Annotated in this window: 18 protein-coding genes; 6 read left to right on the forward strand and 12 right to left on the reverse strand. The window is 64.8% G+C overall.

The window, feature by feature from the left end; all coding sequences use genetic code 11:
• Positions 1 to 478 precede the first annotated feature (478 nt).
• The 9 genes from L2Y97_RS19100 to L2Y97_RS19140 all read right to left on the reverse strand — a co-directional run bounded on the left by L2Y97_RS19100 (position 479) and on the right by L2Y97_RS19140 (position 13,074).
• Positions 479 to 5,131, reverse strand: a complete 4,653-nt coding sequence (locus L2Y97_RS19100; protein ID WP_247429800.1) for an RHS repeat-associated core domain-containing protein — start codon at positions 5,129 to 5,131, stop codon at positions 479 to 481.
• Between the two features lie 201 nt (positions 5,132 to 5,332).
• The gene (locus L2Y97_RS19105; protein ID WP_247429802.1) at positions 5,333 to 7,330 is read right to left on the reverse strand and encodes an ATP-binding protein; all 1,998 of its coding nucleotides are present in this window, start codon (positions 7,328 to 7,330) and stop codon (positions 5,333 to 5,335) included.
• Positions 7,327 to 8,016, reverse strand: a complete 690-nt coding sequence (gene pdsR / locus L2Y97_RS19110; protein WP_247429803.1) for a proteobacterial dedicated sortase system response regulator — start codon at positions 8,014 to 8,016, stop codon at positions 7,327 to 7,329. Before pdsR ends, L2Y97_RS19105 begins: the two co-directional genes overlap by 4 nt.
• Positions 8,017 to 8,473: 457 nt before the next feature.
• A complete protein-coding gene (locus tag L2Y97_RS19115; RefSeq protein WP_247429805.1) occupies positions 8,474 to 9,217 on the reverse strand; it encodes an SEL1-like repeat protein in 744 nt (247 codons plus the stop codon).
• Between the two features lie 33 nt (positions 9,218 to 9,250).
• A complete protein-coding gene (locus L2Y97_RS19120; protein WP_247429807.1) occupies positions 9,251 to 10,018 on the reverse strand; it encodes a hypothetical protein in 768 nt (255 codons plus the stop codon).
• Between the two features lie 26 nt (positions 10,019 to 10,044).
• Entirely contained in the window at positions 10,045 to 10,821 is a 777-nt protein-coding gene (locus tag L2Y97_RS19125; protein ID WP_247429809.1) for an SEL1-like repeat protein, read from the reverse strand.
• Positions 10,822 to 11,102: 281 nt separating this feature from the next.
• Positions 11,103 to 11,777 carry a ribulose-phosphate 3-epimerase gene (rpe, locus tag L2Y97_RS19130; protein WP_247429811.1) on the reverse strand — a complete coding sequence of 225 codons (675 nt, stop codon included), beginning with the start codon at positions 11,775 to 11,777 and terminating at the stop codon, positions 11,103 to 11,105.
• Between the two features lie 173 nt (positions 11,778 to 11,950).
• The gene (gene djlA / locus L2Y97_RS19135) at positions 11,951 to 12,766 is read right to left on the reverse strand and encodes a co-chaperone DjlA (RefSeq protein ID WP_247429813.1); all 816 of its coding nucleotides are present in this window, start codon (positions 12,764 to 12,766) and stop codon (positions 11,951 to 11,953) included.
• Positions 12,763 to 13,074, reverse strand: coding sequence for a c-type cytochrome (locus L2Y97_RS19140; RefSeq protein WP_247429815.1), 312 nt, complete (start codon positions 13,072 to 13,074; stop codon positions 12,763 to 12,765). Before L2Y97_RS19140 ends, djlA begins: the two co-directional genes overlap by 4 nt.
• A gap of 271 nt (positions 13,075 to 13,345) precedes the next feature.
• Between L2Y97_RS19140 and L2Y97_RS19145 the strand changes: the two genes are divergently transcribed.
• The 4 genes from L2Y97_RS19145 to L2Y97_RS19160 all read left to right on the forward strand — a co-directional run bounded on the left by L2Y97_RS19145 (position 13,346) and on the right by L2Y97_RS19160 (position 15,729).
• On the forward strand, positions 13,346 to 14,242 hold the full coding sequence (locus L2Y97_RS19145; RefSeq protein WP_247429817.1) for a phosphoribosylaminoimidazolesuccinocarboxamide synthase: 897 nt from the start codon (positions 13,346 to 13,348) through the stop codon (positions 14,240 to 14,242).
• A gap of 119 nt (positions 14,243 to 14,361) precedes the next feature.
• A complete protein-coding gene (locus L2Y97_RS19150) occupies positions 14,362 to 14,829 on the forward strand; it encodes an Mpo1 family 2-hydroxy fatty acid dioxygenase (protein WP_247429819.1) in 468 nt (155 codons plus the stop codon).
• Positions 14,830 to 14,831: 2 nt separating this feature from the next.
• Positions 14,832 to 15,239: a hypothetical protein gene (locus L2Y97_RS19155; RefSeq protein ID WP_247429820.1), complete on the forward strand. Its 408-nt coding sequence runs from the start codon at positions 14,832 to 14,834 to the stop codon at positions 15,237 to 15,239.
• Between the two features lie 307 nt (positions 15,240 to 15,546).
• Positions 15,547 to 15,729 (forward strand): DUF2061 domain-containing protein, encoded by a 183-nt coding sequence (locus L2Y97_RS19160; RefSeq protein WP_247429822.1) that lies wholly within the window; start codon positions 15,547 to 15,549, stop codon positions 15,727 to 15,729.
• An 81-nt stretch (positions 15,730 to 15,810) separates the two neighbouring features.
• On the opposite strand, the gene L2Y97_RS19165 is transcribed toward L2Y97_RS19160, so the two are convergent.
• Together L2Y97_RS19165 and L2Y97_RS19170 are read right to left on the reverse strand one after the other, a co-directional pair.
• Positions 15,811 to 17,940, reverse strand: a complete 2,130-nt coding sequence (locus tag L2Y97_RS19165) for a beta-agarase (protein WP_247429823.1) — start codon at positions 17,938 to 17,940, stop codon at positions 15,811 to 15,813.
• Between the two features lie 45 nt (positions 17,941 to 17,985).
• A complete protein-coding gene (locus tag L2Y97_RS19170; RefSeq protein ID WP_247429825.1) occupies positions 17,986 to 19,314 on the reverse strand; it encodes an APC family permease in 1,329 nt (442 codons plus the stop codon).
• A gap of 239 nt (positions 19,315 to 19,553) precedes the next feature.
• Here L2Y97_RS19170 and L2Y97_RS19175 point away from each other — a divergent pair, with 239 nt between their 5' ends.
• A complete protein-coding gene (locus L2Y97_RS19175; RefSeq protein ID WP_247436911.1) occupies positions 19,554 to 20,009 on the forward strand; it encodes an REP-associated tyrosine transposase in 456 nt (151 codons plus the stop codon).
• A 76-nt stretch (positions 20,010 to 20,085) separates the two neighbouring features.
• A complete protein-coding gene (locus tag L2Y97_RS19180; protein WP_247429827.1) occupies positions 20,086 to 20,568 on the forward strand; it encodes a DUF1330 domain-containing protein in 483 nt (160 codons plus the stop codon).
• Between the two features lie 80 nt (positions 20,569 to 20,648).
• Here L2Y97_RS19180 and lpdA read toward each other — a convergent pair whose 3' ends face one another.
• Positions 20,649 to 22,511, reverse strand: a complete 1,863-nt coding sequence (gene lpdA, locus L2Y97_RS19185; RefSeq protein WP_247429829.1) for a dihydrolipoyl dehydrogenase — start codon at positions 22,509 to 22,511, stop codon at positions 20,649 to 20,651.
• Positions 22,512 to 22,526: the final 15 nt, after the last annotated feature.

Raw genomic sequence — 22,526 nt, forward strand, 5'->3', positions numbered from 1 at the left:
CGCGATCCTTCTGGCGGAAACTGAGAACGGAAGGTTATCGACGCATGTCGCCACGCCGTAGATCATCATCAACACTGCGGATGATCGCAACGCCGGCATTTTTAGTCGCCTCATCCGCATTCGAGCCAGTCCGTGATTTGACCAATGGCTTACCACTGAATGATCGGTAAAATGAGCATAATCGCCGACACAACAATCCCAAGACCACCCAGACACGTGACGACGTACGCCGCTCTCAAATCAAAGGTCCTTGGGAACCATAAAACACCGATATTGAGCGCAATAATGCCCAACGCAGGAGCAACCTGGAGCACCAGGACCATCTTCCACGTGAGCTCCGGCGGATTGCCCTTCCATAAGGCCATCGATGCCCCAAACCAGAACAGTCCAACGTAGAGCAAATAGATTACGCAAGTGACTATGGCAACGAATGTCACGATCCATCTAGCCGCAATGTAAATTGTCTCTTGTTTATGCATTAGGGAACAACGCGTATCGTTCCGTAGTACCTAATCGGCTCCCGCACAGGACTGCCTCGCCTGATTGGAAGCGGGCCACGTATCCATGAGCGCCGCGAATAATCAATGACATCAAGCGTCGAAGTTCCCCGTATCGCAGGGACGACGGCACCTTTGTAAAAGGCCGCATCAGCACCAGACGAGTTCACGGTGATGCAACCCATACTGTTGGTGCCAGGATGAAGACGAAAGGCGTCACGCCCGGTCGCGTCATCGACGTCATTAAGTGGATATTCGTCCAATGGATCAAGACGAAACCAATCCTCTTTTCGATGGCCGAGCACTTGATAGGTTCCCAACGGGATCTGCTCCGAAGGTCGGGCCTCGAACGTGCCATCCCTTTGAAAGGTCCCGCCTGAGCGAGCATCCACTCGATATGTCATGCGAGTATCGAGGTCCTCAATAGTCAGCTCCCCGGTGGACAGTGAAAACGTTCCATTCACTATCAGCCCAGATGGGTCGGCCTTGGTATATGGATTGCCCGTCGCATACGCATAGGTCGCCACGCCCCCTCTGAGCCCAACCGGATCACTCTGCACATACCGCCCACTCTGCGGATCATAATCCCGCCACCCATTCTGAAAGAGCCCCGTCACAGCGTCATACCGCTGTCCCGGGAACCGCATATCGAACACGTACTTGCGCCCATCCTTATCGGGGTCCTCATTCGGCGCAGCGCTACCAAATGCCTCGCCCGATACCGACCAGGTCCATATCGCCTTGTCCGACGCACGGTCGATCACAACACGTGGCGTGCCGAGGTGATCGAGTTGGATGTCGCGAATCGCATCACCGTCGAGCGCGGCTAGGGGTAGGTCGCCGAGCCACACTACCTGCCGAACCGGACGGCCCGCCGCATCGTAATCACCGATCCAGTGGCCGCTTTCGTCGTGCAGCGACACGGTCATTTGCCCGGCGATGTAGCGCGCCACCTGCTGGCCGAACGGGTTGTAGGCGTAGTTCATTTCCACCACGCCATTCACCTTGGCCTGGCTCATGCGGCTGCTGGCGTCGTAGACAAACTGGCGATCGCCGATGCTGGTCGTGTTGCCGTTGGCGTCGTAGGTTCGGGCGATCTTGTTGGCCGTCAGCAGACGGTGGCTGTCGGCGGCATAGACAAAGCTGCGGTTGGTGAACGGCAGGCTGTTCCACGCAAGGCGGTTGCCGGTCTTGTCATACCGGTAGGTGTGCATGTCGCCCAAGGGATTATCCGGTGACGGATCGAGGGCGCCCGCGGACGTCACCCGGCAGAGGGCGTCTGTATCGATGTAGCTCGTGACCGAGCCGTTGGTGATCATGTCGACATTGCTGTTGAGATAAGACACCGCAAGGTTAAGGCCGCCCGCACGCGCGTCCCGGACCGTCGTCACGGCGCCCATCCCATCGTAGGTGCGCTCCAGCGTCCGCAGGCCCGCCGTCCAGCTCACCGGGCGACCCAGCGCATCATGGCGAACCGAGCTCGCGATGGACTGGCTTGAGGTGAGCGCGGCTTGCGCATCGATGCCGGTGACATGTCCCGCCGCGTCGCGGGTATAGATCACCTGGCGGCCGTCAGGATAGGTCATCGCAGCCAGCCTGCCCGCCTTTGTATAGGCGTACTGGACGACCAGGGTCACGCCGCGGGTGACCTGCGTTTTCTGCGTGACGCGCCCCGCGAAGTCATAGCAGAACGAAGTGCTTCCATCGCGATCGGTCACGCCGGCCAGCCGCCCGATGGCGAAGTCGGCACCCGCACCGCACGTGGATGCCGGCTTGTCGTAGGTGTAGGTCGTGCGTGCCCCATCGCTATAGGTCACGGTGGTCACGCGGCCAAGGGCGTCGTATGCACGGTCAATCTTTCGCGCATCGGCTGGCGTCTCGCGGAGCGGCTGGCCATTCGCATCGTTCTCGAACGAGGTGTCGCCCGTATCAGGGCTGCGGCGCCACAGCAGGTCGCCGATGCCGTTGCGTAGGTAAGCGGTCGACAAGCCCTTGGGATCGACCACGGTCCTGACCTGATCCGCGCCGTCGTACGCCAGGTGTGTCTCGGCTTTCTCGCTACCGCTGCCTTCGGTCACGCGATCGACGCGGCCACGTGCATCGCGCCCGTAGGTCGGCCCATTGAGGTAGCCAGACGTTCGCAGGAACTGGCCATTCGCGTCGACGCTGTAATCGACGCTCTTCCCTGAATACTCGATGTTCTCCGGGACGCCGCGGCTATCGTAGGTGTACACGCGATCCAGGTCCTGCGTCCCGTCGGCCCGGGTAAACGCGTCCTTACCGACCAGACCCTGCGCATTACGTTCAATGCGGCGGGTATTCCCAACGGCATCGACCTGCTCCACGAGCCGATGCGCACTGTTGTAGCGATGCGTGAGCGTCGCGCCGTCCGGATCGGTGATCGTCTCAATGTCGCCATTGGCGTTATAGGTCATGCGCGTGACGATGTCGCCGGCCGACGGCGCCCCATCGCGACGCGCACGAATCGCCACTTCAAGCGGCCGCCCCATCGCGTCGAAGCGCCGGTCCGTACGCACCCCATTCGCATCGGTCACCGCGGCAGGACGCCCCGCGGCGTCGTAGGCCAGCACGGTATCGACCTGGCCGAGCGGGTGGGTCACGGTGTGCAGATCACCGGCGCGCCAGGCGCACGCCGTGGCCGAGCAACCCGGCGCATCCGAGGCCCGATAGGCGAAGCGCGTCGTGTCCGCCGTGCCTTTAGGCGGCCCGTCCACGCTAAGCACCCGGCCCGCTGCGTCGTAAGTGAACTCCGTTACCCGTTCTTCGGGCCACTGCCCCTCGCCGGGGTTCGCCGCATCGGCGAGTCCGCCTTGCCGCTGCTTCAGGAGGTTGCCCTTGAGGTCGTATTCGAACACCGTCCACTGCGCGCCGTTGTCGATGCGAATGGGCTTGTCGAACAACGGGTTCCATGTCGTCTTGACCGTGCGTGCCACGGGCGTGCCATCGGCTTCTGTGCGCTCGATTTCGAGCCGGCGCGATACGTCATAGCGATACGAGGTGGGCACGCCGAGGTAATCGGTGTTGCGCGCCACGAGTCCGCCACCGAGGTAATCGAAGTCGCGCGTTACCTCCTTGCGCCGATAGGTCTCCCTGCGCTGCCCCAGGCGGACGACGCCTTCCTTGTAGCCCGGGTACCAAGTCTCTTCACCCAGACCCGGTCGCCTGACATTGAGCTCCGCGGCGCCGATTCCGGTGAGTTCGGTCAGTTCCAGGTTATCGCCGTGCGACGACGCGATGGCCCGGTTCGCGCTGTCGTAGCGGAATGTCGCGAAGCGCTTGCCATCGTTGCCGACAATGCCCGTCAGCTTGTGGTTTCGCGTACCGCCCATCCCCTGCTCGTCGTAGCCGTACTTCACCTTGCGGCCATCGGGATAACTGACCTCGACCAGGTCGGCATCCAGCCCTTCGAGCAGGTCGCCACTGTAGTCGTACCGGATCCGTCCATCCGGCGTATCGACGGTCTCGACGCGGCCATAGCGGTCGTAGCCCAGCTTCAGCTCGCGCCCCTGGCGATCGGTGACGCGCACCAGCACGTTCACCTTGATGCCGATGCCCACCGTGATCTCGTCAAAGTGCAGAGTAAGCGCATTGCCGTTGGGGTCGATGCGCGAGCGCATGCGCCCCTTGTCGTCGTAGTGCTCGACGGTGAGGTCCGCCTTGGTGAGTGTCCAGCCACCGGCCGGGTCGTCGCGAAGGATGCCCCGCTCACCCTCCTCCGCCACGTAGGTATCACCCTTCTTCGTGAAGCGCGTTTCGCCACCGTCTTCCCGCAGCAGGTACAAGGCCGACCCATAGGCCCAGCCGCTTGCGCTAAAGATAGGGCGGCGAACGAAGGCACGGTCGTAGCTGTGGCGCCAGCGCGCCCCGATACGTGCCCCGGCGGGGTAACGCGCACCCACCCGGCTCACGCCGCTATCGAGCGAGAAGGCGCCGCTGTGATAGTTCCGCACGAAGACGAGGCCGGAGGACGCGGGGCCGGCATAGTCGACCGCGGACTCGATCTTGCTCATCGTCAGCGGGTTGATAGGGTTGCCCACGGTGGGGCTGTTGCCGATGGGGCACTGGTTCGCGCCGCTCTCTTCGGGAGCGCCCATGGAGGCGGTCTTGGGGAGCACGTCGGGGGAGACGCAGGCGACGGGGTCGGTGCCCGTGACGCGATCACGGTTTTCGAGGTAGCCGCCACGATCGGTGACAAGCAGTGCATCGACCGGACAGGAGCGGACCAGCTTGATATCACCGCTGATCGTCACAGTGCGCGGCGACGACGGGTCACCCACGACAATCGAGATGTCGAGAACGGAGTACGCGCTCCCCTTGCCGCTCGCTCCGGCGATCTCCCGTGCCGAATAACCCGCGAGGCTGCAATCAGGCGTCGTGCCGCAGTAACGATCGACGGCGATATTCACATCGCTGGCGAGCCATCCCGCCTCGTGATGGACGTATCCCGATGCGCCGGGCTCATCAAATGAGGCCGGAACGACGTGGCCATCGAGGAACGCAGGGAATGGCCTGGCCGGTTCATCCGCAGCGTGCGCAACGCCGGTGAACACGGCGATATGGATGGCGATGGCGAGCGCGCGACGACGACGCCCCAGCGATGATTCGTGCGACATGACTTCCCCTGCGTGTGTACGAGGGGCGCACGGTAGAGATCGTCATCGCGAAGATCTATGGAAGGATTCTGAAAAATCGGGCGGAATGCGTTCTGTAGGAACTGGCGCACACGTGGTGCGTATGCGCCTACACATATTCGGCTGAAACTGGTTAAGGACTAAGCACCGGCGGGTGCTCCTACAACAACCGCAACCTGGCAGTTACGCCAACCGTTGCCGCGGCAGCCCCTTCAAATGCAGCGTAAACGCCACGCCATCATCGATGTTCCGCGCACTGGCCGTACCTTGGTGGCGTTCGGCAACAAGCCGCACCACGTACAACCCCAGGCCAAGATGCGGCGCCTCACCCGGCGTGGCCTTGTCACGCAAACTCACCAGCGAATCGAACAAACGCCCCTGCATGGCGGCGGGCAACGGCGGCCCCTGGTTCGCGAGTTCCACGTCAGCGCCATCCACCGTGGGATGCAGCGCGATACGCAACCACCCACCGGGAGGGGTGAACGAAAGCGCGTTATCGAAAAGCTTGTCGAGCGCCTGCGCGATGAGTTCCGGCGATACGTGCATCACCACCGGGTCGCTCGGCACATCCACCTCGATGGGCCTATCACCCGCGAGGCTGCGGTAACCTTCGGCACAACCGCGCACGACATCGACGAGGTTCACGTCTTCCGCTTCAGCCGATGCAATCGCACGCTCCATCCGGCTGGCTTCACTCATCGCGCGGACCAACGCACTCAGCCGCGTGATGCCATCGCGCGCACGCGCCAGGTACGGCTCGGCTTCAGGCGGCAGGCCTGCGTGGTCGAGGTTATCCAGCGAGGATTTGACGATGGCGAGCGGCGTCTGCAGTTCGTGCGAGAGCTTCGAGGCGAGCGTGCGCAGGTAGTCCGTGTAGCCACCCACCACATCGAACAGCCGGGCAAAACTACGGGCAAGGTCGCCGAGTTCGTCGGTGGCATCGATCAGCGGGAACGGGCCATCGAGTTTGCCATCGTTATCCTGCGCACGCTCCGCCGCGTTACGCAGGCGACGCAAGCGGAAGGTGAGCCGCGTGGCGAACAGCAGCAGCACGCCACCGGCGACCAGCAGCACGCCGAAGCTGGTGAGCAGAAGGCCAAACAGCGCGCGGTTGGCGAGCAGCGGCACGGCGCGGCTGGGCTGTTCGAGCAGCACGACGCCATGCAGCTTGCCGCCCTGGGTAATCGGCATGGCCGCGGCGAGCACCACGCTGCCGCGCGCTTCACCCGCACGCCATGCAGTGGCCGGTTTGCCCGATAGCGCTTCGCGCACTTCCGGCAGGTCGATCTTCGGCGCGTCCTCCGTCCAAGCGGCGTTATCGTCCAGCCGCGTGGCGAGCAGCGAGCGGTACACCAGCGCGGCGAACCAGCCTGGCTGGCCGTTGGCCGGCGTATCGGGCAAGGCGAGCCGGCCGGTCTGCGCCATCAGCCACGCATGGGGCGAGAGCACGCGGACACGGACGCCATCGGGCGCTAGCCGCGCCAGCTCCTGCGAGAGCGACGGCGAGAATTCGAGTAGAGGGCGGGTATCGGCGCTAAGCGGTTCGCCGTCGCCCTCCGCGGCCAGGTGCACGCCCACGCCGAAGCGATCCAGGCGCAGGCCACGCGGGAGTTTCAACTCGGCGCGGAAGCCGCCGCCATCTTCCTGCCACTGCGCATTGATGCGATCGGGCAGCACGCCGGCTTCCGGATCCAGGGCGATGGCCGTGGTGGCGCCCGGCGCGGCACTGGCCAACAAGTAGCGCTGCGCATCTTCATTGCTCGCAATGGAGACGATGAGGTGATCGGCGCTGAGCGCAAGGCGATCGGCCGCATCGGCACGCCGGCGCTGCGGGGCGCGCACATCGATGGTGAAGTACAGCCAGCGGTCGTCCTCGGCGAACATCACCTTGGCATTGCGGCCCAACGACTGCGCCCAGGGGCTCAGCGAGGCCCAATCGTCGGCGTAGCCATCGATGGTGATGGGCACGTTGGCGGTCTGCACGTACCACGCGTTGCCGGCCGGCGGCAGCGGCGCATCCACCACCACGAGGCTGCGTGCCAGCGCGCGTGCGGAGGCCACCAGCGCCTGCGCCTGGCCTTCGCGCAGCAACGTTTCCATCTGCCGCACATACAGCCACCCGGCCACAGGCAGGGCCAGGGTGCATAAGGCGACGAGCAGCAGCTTCTGGCGAAGCGTCACGGGGTCCAGCGATAGCCGACGCCGTGCACGGTTTCGATCGCGTCGAAATCGGGCGCCAGCGCGACGAACTTCTTGCGGATGCGCTTGATGTGCGAGGTGATGGTGGCGTCATCCACCACCAGCTCGGCTTCGCGCATGAGCTGGTCGCGGTTCTTCACGTGGCCGGGGAAGCGCACGAGCGTGTGGACCATCCAGAACTCGGTCACCGTGAGCGGGATTTCGGTGCCGTTCCAGGTGATGCGCATGCGCTCGCTTTCCAGACGCAGCGGGCCGTGGGTGATCACGTTCTCGCTGGCGGCCGGGGTCTTCAGCGATTCGATGCGGCGGAACAGTGCGGCGATACGCGCGGCCAGCTGGTGCAGGCTGGTGTCCTTGGACAGGTAATCGTCGGCACCCAGGCGCAGGCCGCTGATCACATCGAAATCGGAATCGCGCGCGGTCAGGAAGATGATCGGCAGCGTGGCGCTCTTGGCGCGCAGCTCGCGGCACAGGTCGAACCCGCCCTCGGGCTCATCGCCCAGGCCGATATCGATGATGACGAGCTCGGGCAGGCGCATGGCGAAGGCCACCGAGGCCTCCGAGCGCGAGCCATAGCCGCGGGTGTCGTAGCCGAAGCGGGTGAGCGCTTCCACGTAGTTGGCGCGGATGAGGGGTTCGTCTTCGACAATGGCGATGCTGCGGCCCATGGGGGTTCCGTGTTTTGGGTTGGCGTGCGCAGGGTGCAATGGCCGCCCCCATCGCGCAAGCACCACCGCACGATTGCCCGTGTTTTGCCCGTGCACGAGCCCTTCCCCGGCCTACACGCCCCCTTTGCCCGCGTTTTGCCACAAACAGCCCGTGGATTGCCCCACGGGAGCCGCGCCTGCCGCCCCGGCAGGCGCTGAACTGGCACCACGGCGGCCCTGTTGGCGCCGAAGGATAAAGAAGAACATGAAGACCAAGCCCGACGCTGACAACACCGAACTGGAACGTAATTTTGAGCCGCTGCGCGTCACGCTGGCGCTCGGGGCCCTGTTGCTGGGCCTGCTCTGCGGCCTGCACTGACCGCACCGGTTCAAGCCCTACCCGTTTCCCCCTCGAGCTCCTGGTGTGGACGCTCCTTCACTCCCCTGGCGTTTATCCAGGGGAGCTTTTTCGCGTGCGCTAGTTGGATTCGGGTGCAGGGGGCGCCGGCGGCGTGGCCGGCTTGGTCACCGCGGGCAACTGGCCCAGCGGCACCAGCTCCATATCGCCTACCCACACCTGGGTATCCCACCCGGCGAAGAAGGTATCGCGCTCGTTCTTGATCCGCTTGGCGAGGCTCAGCCCGTTCTCGGTGCCAGGGGTCAATCCATTGATGTACGCAGTGCCGCCGAACTGCAGGGCGGCCTGCAGCTTCCAGAACTCCCGGTTGAAGCGATGATCGGCACGCACGGCGGCGACGCTATCGGCGTAGACCGGCTTCATCTGGTTCCAGTACGCATCGGCCTGCGTGCGCTCGCTGGCACTGAGCTCGCGGTACGCCGAGACGAAGCGCGATTCATACTCGGGCCCGTGACGCTCGGCCGAAAGCGCCAGCCAAGCCACGCCCAGCGGCCGGTTGGCCGCGACGTGGTCGCCGTTGAAATACATGATGCCCAGCGTCTGCTGTGCGGGCTTGCTGCCCCAGCGCGCGGCGGATTCCAGGGCATCGCGGGCCATGCCGTAGCGGCCGGCCCAGTAGTTGGAGCCGGCCTCGCAGAAGTAGTAATCGCCCGGCAGGAACCGTTCCAGCCCGTAGGGGCAGCCCTGCAACAGGTTGGCCACGTGCGCTTCCTGCCCGGGTAGCGGCTTGGGCCGGCTGGCGTGGCTACAGGCCGTGATCACCAGGGCCGCGGCAATGGCCGCGGCGACGCGTATTCCGTTCATGCCCACTCCTTCTGTGGTGATGGGTGTACCGACTTAATCGGCCTGCTTGGCCTTGCCGCGGTTCACGACCTCGCTGATCGGTACGAGCTGCGCTTCGCCGACGAAGACGTTGGACTGCCAGCCTGCCAGTGCCACGGCTTCGCGGCCTTGCAGGTACCGGCCCACGCTGAAGCCCGATTGGCCGTACGCCCCCTCGCCACCGTTCACGCCATCGCTCATCTGCACACCCGCGACGCCATCGATAAAGATGGAACCGCCGAAGTTCACGGCGAAGGCGATGTCGTTGAACGCCCGATCGAAATGTTTCTTCGCCCGTGGCGCGGCGATGTTATCGGCGTACTTCGCCTTGAGCTCCTGCCAGTAGACGTTGGCCTGGGCCATCTCCTCAGGCGTGACGCGCTGGTAGGCATCCACGAACGCCGGCTCGTAATCCGGGTTGTGCCGCTCCGCGGCCAGCGCCAGCCAGGCCAGGCCGAGCGGGCGGTTCTTCTCGGCGTGGTCGCCATTGAAGTACATGATGCCCAGCGCGTACTGCGCGGGCTTGCTGGCCCATGCAGCCGCATCCTTCAGGCTTTCGCGCGCACTGGCATCACGGCCTGACCAGAAGTCACGCGCGGCATCGCAGTAGTAGTAATCGCCGGGCAGGAACCGTTCCAGCGATGAGGGGCAAAGCAGCAACGCCTGGCTCACCGTGTTCTTGTTCTGTCCGGGCAGCGGCTTAGGGCGCTCGCCCGCGTTCGCAACGAATGCCACGCCGGTGGCGATGAAAGCGGCCAGAAGCAACAGCGATTTCGACTTCATCTGCGTTTTCCTTGTATGCCGTGCTGTCAGTGCGACGGGGCCGCTGCGAGTTCGCCGACGGTGCCGCCATAGGTCACTTCGCCCACGGTCACATGGCCTTCCATGCCGTGGAAATAGTCATCGCGCATCTTGTCCATCTTCCGGATGAAGGCGAACGCGCGTTGGCCACCACCGACGCGTGAGCCGTGGTTTTCACCACCGCCTTCGTAGGTGCCTGCCTCGCCGCCCTGCGGCGGGCTGATGCCATCGAGGAACACATCGTTGCCGGCGAAGTCGGCATCGCGCATGTCTTTCATGCCGGCATTGAAGCGCCGCTCGGCGCGACGGCCCGCGACGTTATCGGCGTAATCCTTCTTCAGGTCGCGCCAGTAGGCATTGGCCTGCTTGCGCTGCTCGACGTTGAGCTTCGAAAACTCGACCAGGAAAGCTTTCTCGTAAACCGGATCGTGCCGCTCGGCGGAGAGGGCGAGCCACGCCACGCCCTTGGCCGGATCGCGCACGCCATTGTCGCCATTGAGGTACATGAGGCCGAGCACGTACTGCGCGGGCTTGCTGGCCCAGCGGGCGGCGTCCTGCATGCGGCGCATGGCCGCCTGCGTATCGCCGCGGGCGAACGCCTGGCTGCCGGCACAGAAGTAGTACTCACCGGGGAGGACGGTTTCGACCACCGGGGGGCAATACGTGGCAACACCTTTCAGGGCGCCGGTGGGATCGGCCGAGGCCGTGGCGGGCGCCTGCGCGGCGGCCGCGGTACCAGCGAGGAGGAACAGCGCGGCCGTAGCCGCCATACGACGTATGGACATCACCGACTCCTTTCATCGTGCCGGCACCGTTCCCCGTGCCAGGGGTTGCAACCGTTATTACAGTACTCCTGGGTACGCTTTTAGGGCGTGAAATTTTCTTTATGACTCAGGGTCAACTACGAATTCTTGCGCCGGGTTGACCTAATCCCGGCAGCCCCACCACCCGCGACCCGAATGTAGGAGCCCACCCTGCGGGCGACATCTTTCGCGACAGAGGAACAGGGCCTGTAGCGCCAGGCGAAAAGATGTCGCCCACAGGGTGGGCTCCTACAAAGGGCTTATCAGCCCTTGTCGATGGCCGCGTGCATGCGGCGGATGACGTCGGCGTAATCCGGGGCCGTAAAGATGGCCGAACCGGCGACGAAGGTATCCGCGCCGGCGGCGGCGATCTGGCCGATGTTGTCGGCGTTGACGCCGCCATCCACTTCCAGGCGGATCTTGCGGCCGCTGGCGTCGATGCGTTCGCGCACGTGGCGGATCTTGTCCAGCGCGGAGGGGATGAACTTCTGCCCGCCAAAGCCCGGGTTCACCGACATGATCAGCACCATGTCGATCTTGTCGAGCACGTAATCGAGCCAGTTGAGCGGCGTGGCCGGGTTGAACACCAGGCCGGCTTCGCAGCCTTCGCCCTGGATCAGCTGGATGGTGCGGTCCACGTGCTCGGAGGCTTCCGGGTGGAAGCTGATGCTGCGCGCGCCGGCCTTGGCGAAGTCCGGGACGATGCGGTCCACCGGCTTCACCATCAGGTGCACGTCGATGTGTTCGGTAATGCCGTAATCACGCAGCGCCTTCAGCACCATCGGGCCGATGGTGAGGTTGGGCACGTAGTGGTTATCCATCACGTCGAAGTGCACCCACTGCGCACCGGCATCGAGCACCTTGCGCGTGTCCTCACCCAGGCGGGCGAAATCCGCCGAGAGGATGGACGGGGCGATGACGGGAGACTGCTTGGCCATGACGTGTACCTGTAGGCAATGGAAACGGCGTATCGAAAATGTAGGAGCCCACCCTGTGGGCGACATCTTTTGCCTCATCGCCACAGGCCCTGCTGCTCTGTCGCGAACAGCGTCGCCCACAGGGTGGGCTCCTACAGCGCTAAGGCACCATCATAACGGCCAGCACGTTGGGATTACTTGAAGCCTCTTTCTGACTTGATCCGCTCATACGCCGCATTGATCTCGCTTGCGCGCGATTCGGCGCGGCGGCGCATGTCTTCGGGCAGGTCGCCCAGGCGATCGGGGTGGTGCTCGGAAATCAGCTTGCGGTAGGCGCGCTTGATCGCACGTTCGTCCGAATCGCGCTGGATGCCCAGCACGGCGTACGGATCCGGGCCCATGGTGTTCCGCTGCGGCGGCACGTAGCCACCGTTGCCACGCGGGCCGCCGTAACCGCGGTTGCCGCCGGCCTGACCATTCCAGGCGTAGCCCTTCATGGCCATGAGCGCCATGAGCTCCATATCGCTCACGCGCAGTGCGAACGCCAGCTGGCGCAGGATGGCCATCTTCTCCGGCGAGGGCGCGCTGCCCTCGGCCAGGACGGTTTCGATCACGACATCGATCACCGGGAACGCGTGGTCGCGGCGGTGGCCCACCCACTGGCGCAGCTGGTCGATCACTTCGTTGGCGTTGAACTCGGGCTGCTTGCCTTCGTTGAACGCATCGATGGCCTTGGCCCGGTCATCCTGGTCCAGGTTCATGCGCGCCATGAGGCGCTCGGCAATGGCGATTTCCGCTTCGGAAACCCGGCCATCGGCCTTGGCCACGGCGCCGATCAGCGCGAACAGCGGCGCCACATAACCGCCCTGCACGGGGGCACGCCGCCGCTGGCTCTGCTGGCGGCTGGCATCGAACATGAAGCCGATCATGCCGCCGATGAGGGCGCCGAGCAGGTTGTGGGTGAGCCACATACCGGCGACAGCACCGATGAGAAGACCGGTGAAATTCATGGAGCGCCCTTGGAGGGGGACTGGGCGGCATACCACTGGGAAAGCTGGTCGATATCCGCATCGGAAAGGGGACCGGCCATGGCGCGCATGATCGGGTTATCGCGGTGGCCATCGCGGTACTGGTGCAGGGCCGCCTTGAGGTAAATCGCCTTCTGACCCGCCAGGTTGGGCGCATCGGCGTTAATGGCCACGCCGTTTTCCCCATGACACGCCGCGCACATGCCCAACCGCACCGGTTTCGCGGGCGGGGCAGCGAGGACAGGGGTGATCAGGGCCAGGGCGAGTGCCGCGGTCGTCAGTTTGCGCATGGACCAAGGTGTGGGGGCTGTAGCCGTAAATTCTAGCAGGTGGCCGTTGGCCACCTGCGGCATCCCGCCACCGCAGCGCCGCCACATACAGCCCCCGGTAGGAGCCCACCCTGTGGGCGACATCCTTTCGCCTGGCGCAACAGGCCCTGCTCCTCTGTCGCGAAAGGATGTCGCCCACAGGGTGGGCTCCTACCGGCGGGTCGGGCGCTCGGCCGGTACAATGGGCAGATATTCTGTCTACGTCCCCTGTTTTCTGATCCTGGAGCCCGCCGTGCCCACCACCCTGAGCCAATCCGACCTGCCCGGCCTGGACCTTATCCACCGCGGCAAGGTCCGCGATGTCTACGCCCTGCCCGGCAACCGCCTGCTCATGGTGGCCACCGATCGCCTCTCGGCGTTCGATTCGGTGCTGCCCAACCCGATCCCCGGCAAGGGCGAGATGCTCTGCCAGATCTCGAACTTCTGGTTCGAGAAGACCAAACACCTCATTCCCAACCACCTGACCGGCGAAGACGTGGCCTCCGTGCTGCCGCCTGGGGTGGACCCGGCCCTGTACGCGAAGCGCGCGGTCATCACCAAGCGCCTGAAGCCGGTGCCGGTCGAAGCGATCGCCCGCGGCTACATCATCGGTTCGGGCTGGAAGGACTACCAGGCCACCGGCGCCATCTGCGGCATCACCCTGCCCGCGGGGCTGAAGCAGGCCCAGCAGTTGCCGGAGCCGATCTTCACGCCCTCGACCAAGGCCGCCGTGGGCGACCACGACGAGAACGTGAGCTTTGGGGCGGTCGTAGCCGCCGTGGGCGCAGACATGGCCAACGCCGTGCGCGATGCCACGCTGAAGATCTACAAGTTCGCCGCTGAATACGCCGCCACCCGCGGGATCATCATTGCCGATACCAAGTTCGAGTTCGGCACCGATGAAAACGGCACGCTCTACATCATGGATGAAATGCTGACCCCGGATTCCTCGCGCTTCTGGCCGGCCGAATCGTACGAGGTGGGGATCAGCCCGCCCAGCTACGACAAGCAGTTCGTGCGTGATTACCTACTGGACAGCGGCTGGAACAAGGAGCCGCCGGCGCCGTCCGTGCCCGACGCCGTGATCGAACGCACGGCCGCCAAGTACGCCGAAGCGCTGGAACGCCTGGCCGATATCCGCGTCAGCTAAAGGCCGGTGCCGCAGGAACGGGGGCGGCACCAGGTGCTGCACCCGCTCTTGCGCTGCGCCGCCCACGCTTTACGCTGGGCGCGTAACGCTTCACGGACATGACGTTTTACGGAGCCCCCATGCGCGACGCGGCCACCTGGTTCGGCAACTACAGCCGGGATCACCAGAACCCCACCAACCGGCTGATCCACTGGATCTGCGTACCGGCGATCACCTGGACGGTCATCGCCTTCATCTGGCTGATCCCGGTGCCCTCGGCGTTCGGTAAGCCGGGGCTGTGGGCCGTGGTCGGCATGTTCCTGGCGTTCTGCTTCTACTACTACCGCCTGTCGCGGGTGATCGGCCTGGCCATGGCCGGCGCCTTCATCTCGCTCGCCTTCCTCACCGATTTTCTCTACTACGCGCTTGGGCCCTCTGGCCTCGCGTGGCTGGCGGCAATCGTGTTCGTGGCCGCCTGGATCGGCCAGTTCATCGGCCACAAGATCGAGGGCCGCCGGCCGTCGTTCTTCACCGACCTGCAGTACCTGCTGATCGGCCCGGCATGGCTCATGAGCAAGGCCCTGCGCCGCGCGGGCAAGGATTACTGACGGTGCAGACGACGCTTACGCTGTTCTCCGCCGCCATCTGGTGGGTGATCTATTCCAGCGCCGCCGCCGTGGTCCCTGCGGTCATCGCGTTCTTCGTGCTGCGCTGGCTGGAAAAGACGCCGGTGGTTTTCAACCGCGCCTACCTGGCCAGCCTGCTGTGGGCCCTGCTCGCGGTGCTCACCGGCGGCCTGGTGATCGCCGCCCAGCACGGCCAGGCCGCCGGCCAGTCCATCTTCGTATTGCCCTGGATGCGCGCCGCCCTGGTGGTGGACATGCTGGTGGGCGCGTTCCTGATCTGGCGCATGGTCCCGCGCATCGACGCCCGCCGGGTGAAGCCGAGCAGTGCCTGCATGGCCGTCGCCATGGTGATGGTGGTGGCGCTGGTCGTCGGCACGACGATCCACCGCTAAGCCCCCTGTCTCCCGCCCCCCGGTAGGAGCCCACCCTGTGGGCGACATCTTCTCGCGACAAAAAACAATCCCTGTGGCGCACCGCTAAGCCCCCTGTCTCCCGCCCCCTGGTAGGAGCCCACCCTGTGGGCGACATCTTCTCGCGAAAAAAAACAGTCCCTGTGGCGCACCGCGAACAGCGTCGCCCACAGGGTGGGCTCCTACGCAGGTCGCGATAGCCCGGAGCTATCGGATCCATGCACAGGATGCGTTGGACTTCGCGTGCGCCGTCCCCATAATGAGATTCATTCCCATTGAGGACGTGGCCATGGCCCGGAAGATCAAGTTCGCGGCGACGCATTTCAGCATCGCCTTTTCCATGAGTTATGCGGCAAACCAGAACGTGGCGATCAGCGCGCTGATTGGCGTGGCTGAGCCGCTGGCCTTTGTGTTCGGCCGTTCCGTGCTCGGAGAGACCCGCACGGGAATGATGGTGGCGCCCGCCGCCTGATCCGCCCCACCGGCCAGCTAGCCGTTATCGCCTGCGGCCTGCCCTGCTTCCGGCCCCCCGGCCTTGTCCGGATGCCCGGTTTTAGCGGCGCGCCCCTCCGTTTCCCGCCCCACCGCCGCCGACCCGCACGTTCGTTTCGCTCACCGCACGCGTAAACCCTTCGAACGGGATATCGGTGATGCCGACCAGCCCGATGTGCGCGTTCTCGCCATCCAGGATCCGGCCGGTGACCGGCTGATCGACGTACTGGAACCAGTGCGTGCCGACGACGATGCCCGACGCGGCCGCCGCCTCCACGAACTTTGCGTAGGCTTTGCCGCGCTCTTCCTCGTTCGCCACCGCCGCCACGCCGTTGCCAAACGGGCCACGGTCGCTCGAGCCGAAGTGGAACTCCGTCAGAAGCACGGGCTTATCCCATCGCTTGAACTCCGCCACATCGAAGCCGTGCTCCGGCAGATCCGTGTACGTGTTGATGCTGGTGACATCGGTGTACTGCGCGCTCATTTCCTCCACTTCCGGCGTACGCACTGCGAGGCGGCCGCCGAGGAACAGGTGGTGTGGATCGGCCTTCTTCAGCGTTTGCGCGACGGTCTTGAAGTACTGCCCGGCATAGAGTTTGAGGAAGGCGATGTAGTCGGCGGCGATGGCCGGATGCGGTTCGTTCGGATCAGGCGCTTTGAAGTTCTGCTCTGCTACCTGGTCCCAGGTGGTGACGTTGACGCCCCACGCTTTCGCAAACGCCGCGGCATCACCGTGGGTCTTTTTCAGATATGCGAGGAACGCCTGTTTCGCGGGGCTTTGTGGGCCCTGCGCCAGCGAGCCGACCGCCAGCGCCCAGCGGCCTTGCGGGCCCTGCCCTGCCCAGGCGAGCTCGTTATCGGCGAAATAGCCGAGCAGCCAGGGATCATCCGCCTTGCCCTTCGTCGCGTTTGCCACAGCCTGTTGCGCGGCCTTCTCGAAACGCGGATCGAAGGGATCGGGCATGCGGCCCCAGTAGTCGTACCCGGTGCTTACCGTGTTGAAGTCGCCCTTGATCAAGATGGGCACGGTGTACGCCATGCGTTTGTCACCGGCGAACGCGGGATCGCTCCAGTTACCGAGCGTGTTGAAGCGCCAGGCCTTCAGGCGATCGAGCGTGCGCTTGCGCCAGCCCGCTTCAAAATCATTGCCCAGGGTGCGTGCGATGTTGTTCGCATACACATCCCACCACAGGCCGTGGTTCATACCGTTATCGCGCTGCGAGCCGTTGTCGCTGCGGCTATCGCCGGTGCCCGTGAATGGCGCGCCCGCTGCGGGCGGCGCGGTGAACATGAACTCGCGGCCCTCCACGTAGGTGCGGCCATCGATGTGGTTCACGGCGTTCACGCCGAGCGAGAAAAACGCATGGCCTTCGGGCGTGACCAGCCACCAGCGCGCGCCCTGCTTCTGCACACGGAAAAAGCCCGAGGCCTGCGATGCAGGCATGTCGGTACGCCCGCCGAACGGGTCGAGGCCCGTGGCGTTGTCGGCCTTCGGCACGGCGTTCGCCCGCTTCTTCAATGCCGCATCGGTATCGATCTTCTCCGGCCACGTGGCTCGGGTGAACTGGCCGAAGCGATCGACGATGCCCTTGTAGGCACCACCCAGGCCACCGTCATCCCCGATAAGGAACATCTTGCCGAACAGCACGGTCTGCGCCGCACCGGGCTGCGGAATGGAAAACGTGATCGAGGTGATTTTCTGTGTGTCGATCGCGCCTTCGGTGGTCAGCGCGACGAGCCGGCTCTGGTCGCCATCCATGTAGGGCATGGGTGGCCCTACCTGCATGCCATAGGCGCGCGGCGAGGTCGCGGTAAGCGGCATGGTGAAGGCCTGCGGCGGGCCAGGCGGTAAGCCCACCGTCGTCTTCAGATGCTGCTCGCCCGCGGCGACATCCACGATAAGGGTCACCGGCCAGGGCATGCCATTTTGCATGACCACCCAGAGCCCGCCGTTCTTGCGCCCGGGGAAATGGCCCAGCCAGCTCGCTGGCGGCTGGACGATAAGCGCGGGGGCAGGCGCCGGATGAAAGGTCACGGCCGCGTAAGTGGGGCCGCCGGCCACGCTACGCGGCGTGGGGTCCAGCGTGGCATCCCGGGTGGTAATCCGGTCCGTCGGGTGGGCGACATCCGCCATGGGTGGGCGGAAATCCATATCCAGGCCAGCAAGCCACAGGGCAAGTGTCAGCATCATCGGCACACCTTCTCATCCAGGACGTGAACCGCATTTGTAGGATCGTTAACCAGCCCGGTTCAGGCGTTTGCGCCACAGGTAGAACACCGGAATGCCCAGGGCGATGATCAGCAGGCTCATGCCGGCGTTCTGCGGCTGGGTGATGGCGGTGGCCACGATCACGCACAGCACGGTGGTGGTGAAGATGAGCGGCACCCAAGGGTACCCCGGCACCAGGTACGGCGACGGTTCGGACTTCAGCTTGCGCCGGTACCAGAAGATGGTCGCGATACCGAACGCGTGCGACAGCCATTCACCCACGGTGGTGTAATCCACCAGCGCTTCGAAGCTGCCGGAGAGAATCAGCGCGATCGCCCACGCACCCAGCGCCAGCAGCGCGATCTGCGGCGCGCCGGTCTTCGCATCGATACGTGCGATGGGTTTGAAGAACATGCCATCGGCGCTCATCACCTGCAGCACGCGCGCGCCGCCAGCGATGGCAATGCTGCAATAGCCGAAGGTGGAACAGGCGATACCGACCGCGATGACCGTGGCACCGGATTCGCCAAACACGCGGCGCATGAGGTCGGCCGCGGGAGCCGTGCTGGCCGCAAGGCCAGCGTGGCCCAGGCCCGCCATGTAGGCGATATTGATCAACACGTAGCAGATCACGACGCTGGCCATGCCTAGGCCCAACGCACGCGGAAGGGTCCGCTGCGGATCGCGGACTTCGCCAGCCAGGTCGTTGAGGTAGTGGAAGCCGCCATAGGCGAACATCGCCGGCAACAGCGCGCCGATCACCATGCCCGGCGGCACATCACGGGTGGTATCCGCCGCGAACGCGAGGCCCAGGTGGCCGTGAGCCAGGTACAGGCCGACGGCGATCAGCATGGCCACCGCGCCGAGCTTCAGCACGGTGAAGATGTTCTGCACCCAGGCACCGGCGCGGATGCCGAAGAGGTTCACCGCCACGATGAAGCTGATGGCCGCCACCGCCACCGGTTTCACCCACTCGTGCGGGAGGCCGACGGCGCGGGTGGCGTAATCGGCGAAGGTGGTAGCCACTGCGGCGACGCTGCCGGGGTAGTTGATCAGCGCCATGGTCCAGCCGAACAGGAACGCCGGCAGCTGGCCGAAGGCTTCGCGCAGGTACACATAGGTACCGCCCGCCTGCGGCCTTCGCGCGCCCAGCTCTGCGTAACACAGCACCCCCGCCAGGGTGAGCAGGCCACCCACGGCCCAGAGGATGATGACCTCCGTGCCCGAGCTGGTGCTTTTGGCGACAGCGGCCGGGGTACGGAAGATACCCGCCCCGATAACACCGCCGATGACGATCATCGCGGCATCCCAGGTGCCGAGACGACGGAGGTAGTGAGCTGGCTGAGGTACGGGCATCGGGCGACCATGCCATAAACCGACGCTGCTGTGCGATATGACCGAGGTCATGAAACGCCCCCCGTGGGCGACATCTCCGCACAACGGTAGGAGCCCACCCTGTGGGCGACATCTTTTCGCCGGACGCCGCAGGTCCTGCTGCCCAGGCGCGAACAGCGTCGCCCACAGGGTGGGCTCCTACACGGCGGCGCTGCGTTTCCTGATGGTTGTGGCGCCGTCTCGATCGCAACCTTTACGGCATGACTATCAAACCTGGACAGGCGGCACTTCGACGCGGGCGCGTATCGGAGCCGGGCCGCATTTACATCGTGACGTGTGTGGCATGGAACCGCTCGCCCGCGTTCCGCCATTACCTCCACGCCCGCATGGCCGCGCGCATCATTCATGAACGCAAGACGTGGGGTGACGCCGAATGCATGGCATGGGTGCTCATGCCGGATCACTGGCATGGTCTGGTGCGCGTCGGTGACGAAGACCTTTCAAAGGTCATCCATCGCTTGAAATCACGCATAGCCAAGGCGTTTCGAAAAGACGGACGGCAATCGCCGCTATGGCAAAAGGGTTTCCACGATCGCGCATTACGAGCAGAAGACGATGTCCGCGCCGCGGCCCGCTACATCGTTGCAAACCCGGTTCGTGCAGGCATCGTTGAACGTGCTGGCCAATACCCCTACTGGAACGCCGTTTGGCTGTAGGAACGCGGGTATTTACCCGGACAATAATGCAGTGTATTTTAGCCGGGTGAATTATCTCTCCGGAACGGGACGTCCCATGCCATCGCTCTTCGCCATGTCACAGAAAGCCCCAACCCAGCGGTACCTTGAGCCCACCCAAGCCGCTGGCCGGGCCTTCGTCGGTCGCGGTTTGACCGGCAACGTCGTGATGCTGAACCTGCTGCGCTTTCGCGATATCGCGGATTACTCGGAGCATCCAGTGCTCGCCCCGGCCTCGCCCATCTCGGGTGCCGAAGCCTTCGATCGCTACATCGAACACACCCTGCCCTTTCTCCGCGAGAGTGGCGGTGAGCTTCTCTTTGTCGGTACCGGCGGTCCCCTATTGATCGGGCCCGCAGATGAACGCTGGGATGTGGCCATGCTGGTGAAGCAGCGGAACGTCGAATCCTTTCTCGCCTTCGCCGACAACGCGGCTTATCTCGTTGGTCTTGGGCACCGGACGGCCGCCCTCGAAGATTCGCGACTGTTGCCGCTGAGCGAACTGAATGCCGCCGTCCCTCGTCAGCCTCATCCTGGGTAACGGCACCCGGTTCGCGCACAAAAAAACGCACCCGGTGAACGGCCATCAGGCCGCCCACCGGGTGCGTCGTAGGTATCGCTTTATTTCTTCTTCGGGATGTACAGGTCGGTGATCGTGCCTTCGTACACCTCGGCCGCCATGCCGACGGATTCGCCGAGCGTGGGGTGCGGGTGCACGGTGCGGCCGATGTCGCCCGCCTCGCAACCCATCTCGATCGCCAGCGCCAGCTCGCTGATCAGATCGCCCGCGTGCGGGCCGACAATGCCGGCGCCGACGATGCGGTGGGTCTCTTCATCGAACAGCAGCTTGGTGAAGCCCTCGGTGCGGTCGATGCCGATAGCACGGCCGGAGGCCGCCCACGGGAACTTGCCCACGCCGATCTTGAGGCCCTTTTCCTTCGCCTCGCGCTCGGTCACGCCCACCCATGCGATTTCCGGATCGGTGTACGCCACCGACGGGATCACGCGCGCATCGAAGAAGCTCTTCTGGCCCGCAGCGGCTTCGGCAGCCACCTTCGCTTCGTGCGTGGCCTTGTGCGCCAGCATCGGCTGGCCCACCAGGTCGCCGATGGCGAAGATGTGCGGCACGTTGGTGCGCATCTGGCGATCGACCGGGATGAATCCACGATCGGTCACTTCCACGCCCGCCTTGTCCGCGCCCACCTTGCCGCCGTTCGGCGAACGGCCGACCGACACGAGCACGCGATCGAACAGCTTGGTCTCGGGGATGCTCTCGCCATCGAAGGTGACTTCGATGCCCTTCTTCGTGGCCTTCGCCTCGACGACCTTGGTCTTGAGGTGGATGCCCTTGTAACGCTTGGCGATGCGCTGCTGCAGCGGCTTCACCAGGTCGATATCCGCACCCGGCATGAGCTGGTCGGCGAGCTCGACTACGGTCACTTCCGTGCCGAGGCCTGCGTACACCGTGGCCATTTCCAGGCCGATGATGCCGCCGCCGACCACGAGCATGGTCTTGGGCACATCACGCAGTTCCAGCGCGCCGGTGGAATCGATGACGCGCTCGTCATCCCACGGGAAGGACGGCAGCTTCACCGACTGCGAGCCGGCCGCGATGATCGCGTTTTCGAAGCGGATGAGCTTCACGCCATCAGCGGTCTGCACTTCCATCTCGTGCGGCGATACGAACGTGCCGACGCCGGTGACGGTGCGCACCTTGCGCGCCTTCGCCATCTGGGCGAGGCCGCCGGTGAGCTTGCCGACCACCTTTTCCTTGAACGAGCGCAGCTTGTCCAGGTCGATCTTGGGCTTGCCGAAGCTGATGCCGTGCGCTTCGATCGCCGCGGCTTCATCGATGACGGCCGCCGCGTGCAGTAGCGCCTTCGACGGGATGCAACCGACGTTGAGGCACACGCCGCCGAGCGTTTCGTAACGCTCGACCAGCACGGTATCCAGGCCCACATCCGCACCGCGGAAGGCAGCCGTGTAACCGCCCGGGCCGGAGCCGAGGACGACCAGCTGGCATTCGATATCGGCCTTGCGGCCGGTGGCGGCAGCGGCGGTTGGCGCAGGGCCGGCCTTGCCCGGAGCGGCCGCGGGATGCGCGGGCGATTCGGACACGGTGGTGCCGGCCGGCTTCGACGCGGCAGCGGCGGGCGCCGGAGCGGGCGCGGCAGCGGCGGGCGCCGGAGCGGGCGCGGCAGCAGCCGGCTTCGCTTCCGCCGGTGCCTTCGCATCGCCACCCGCAGCGGCTTCGATCGTCAGGATGACCGCGCCTTCGTTCACTTCATCGCCGACCTTGACCTTGATCTCGACGACCTTGCCGGCCTGCGAGGCGGGCACATCCATCGTGGCCTTGTCGGATTCGAGCGTGATGAGGCTCTGGTCCTTTTCGACCGTATCACCGGCCTTCACCAGGATCTCGATGACCGGCACATCGTGCGAGCCGCCGAGATCGGGCACCTTCAGTTCAATGGTGTTTGCCATGGACGCAGGCCTCCG

It is taken from the genome of Luteibacter aegosomatissinici (assembly GCF_023078495.1).
Lineage (GTDB): Bacteria > Pseudomonadota > Gammaproteobacteria > Xanthomonadales > Rhodanobacteraceae > Luteibacter > Luteibacter aegosomatissinici.

Coding starts and splice junctions, on each gene's coding strand:
- L2Y97_RS19170 (WP_247429825.1), bottom strand. CDS start 19,314: ATGCCCGTACCTCAGCCAGCTCACTACCTCCGTCGTCTCGGCACCTGG.
- lpdA (WP_247429829.1), bottom strand. CDS start 22,511: ATGGCAAACACCATTGAACTGAAGGTGCCCGATCTCGGCGGCTCGCAC.
- L2Y97_RS19125 (WP_247429809.1), bottom strand. CDS start 10,821: ATGTCCATACGTCGTATGGCGGCTACGGCCGCGCTGTTCCTCCTCGCT.
- L2Y97_RS19115 (WP_247429805.1), bottom strand. CDS start 9,217: ATGAACGGAATACGCGTCGCCGCGGCCATTGCCGCGGCCCTGGTGATC.
- L2Y97_RS19180 (WP_247429827.1), top strand. CDS start 20,086: ATGCCATCGCTCTTCGCCATGTCACAGAAAGCCCCAACCCAGCGGTAC.
- L2Y97_RS19165 (WP_247429823.1), bottom strand. CDS start 17,940: ATGATGCTGACACTTGCCCTGTGGCTTGCTGGCCTGGATATGGATTTC.
- L2Y97_RS19120 (WP_247429807.1), bottom strand. CDS start 10,018: ATGAAGTCGAAATCGCTGTTGCTTCTGGCCGCTTTCATCGCCACCGGC.
- L2Y97_RS19175 (WP_247436911.1), top strand. CDS start 19,554: ATGACTATCAAACCTGGACAGGCGGCACTTCGACGCGGGCGCGTATCG.
- L2Y97_RS19160 (WP_247429822.1), top strand. CDS start 15,547: ATGGCCCGGAAGATCAAGTTCGCGGCGACGCATTTCAGCATCGCCTTT.
- L2Y97_RS19150 (WP_247429819.1), top strand. CDS start 14,362: ATGCGCGACGCGGCCACCTGGTTCGGCAACTACAGCCGGGATCACCAG.
- L2Y97_RS19140 (WP_247429815.1), bottom strand. CDS start 13,074: ATGCGCAAACTGACGACCGCGGCACTCGCCCTGGCCCTGATCACCCCT.
- pdsR (WP_247429803.1), bottom strand. CDS start 8,016: ATGGGCCGCAGCATCGCCATTGTCGAAGACGAACCCCTCATCCGCGCC.
- djlA (WP_247429813.1), bottom strand. CDS start 12,766: ATGAATTTCACCGGTCTTCTCATCGGTGCTGTCGCCGGTATGTGGCTC.
- L2Y97_RS19100 (WP_247429800.1), bottom strand. CDS start 5,131: ATGTCGCACGAATCATCGCTGGGGCGTCGTCGTCGCGCGCTCGCCATC.
- rpe (WP_247429811.1), bottom strand. CDS start 11,777: ATGGCCAAGCAGTCTCCCGTCATCGCCCCGTCCATCCTCTCGGCGGAT.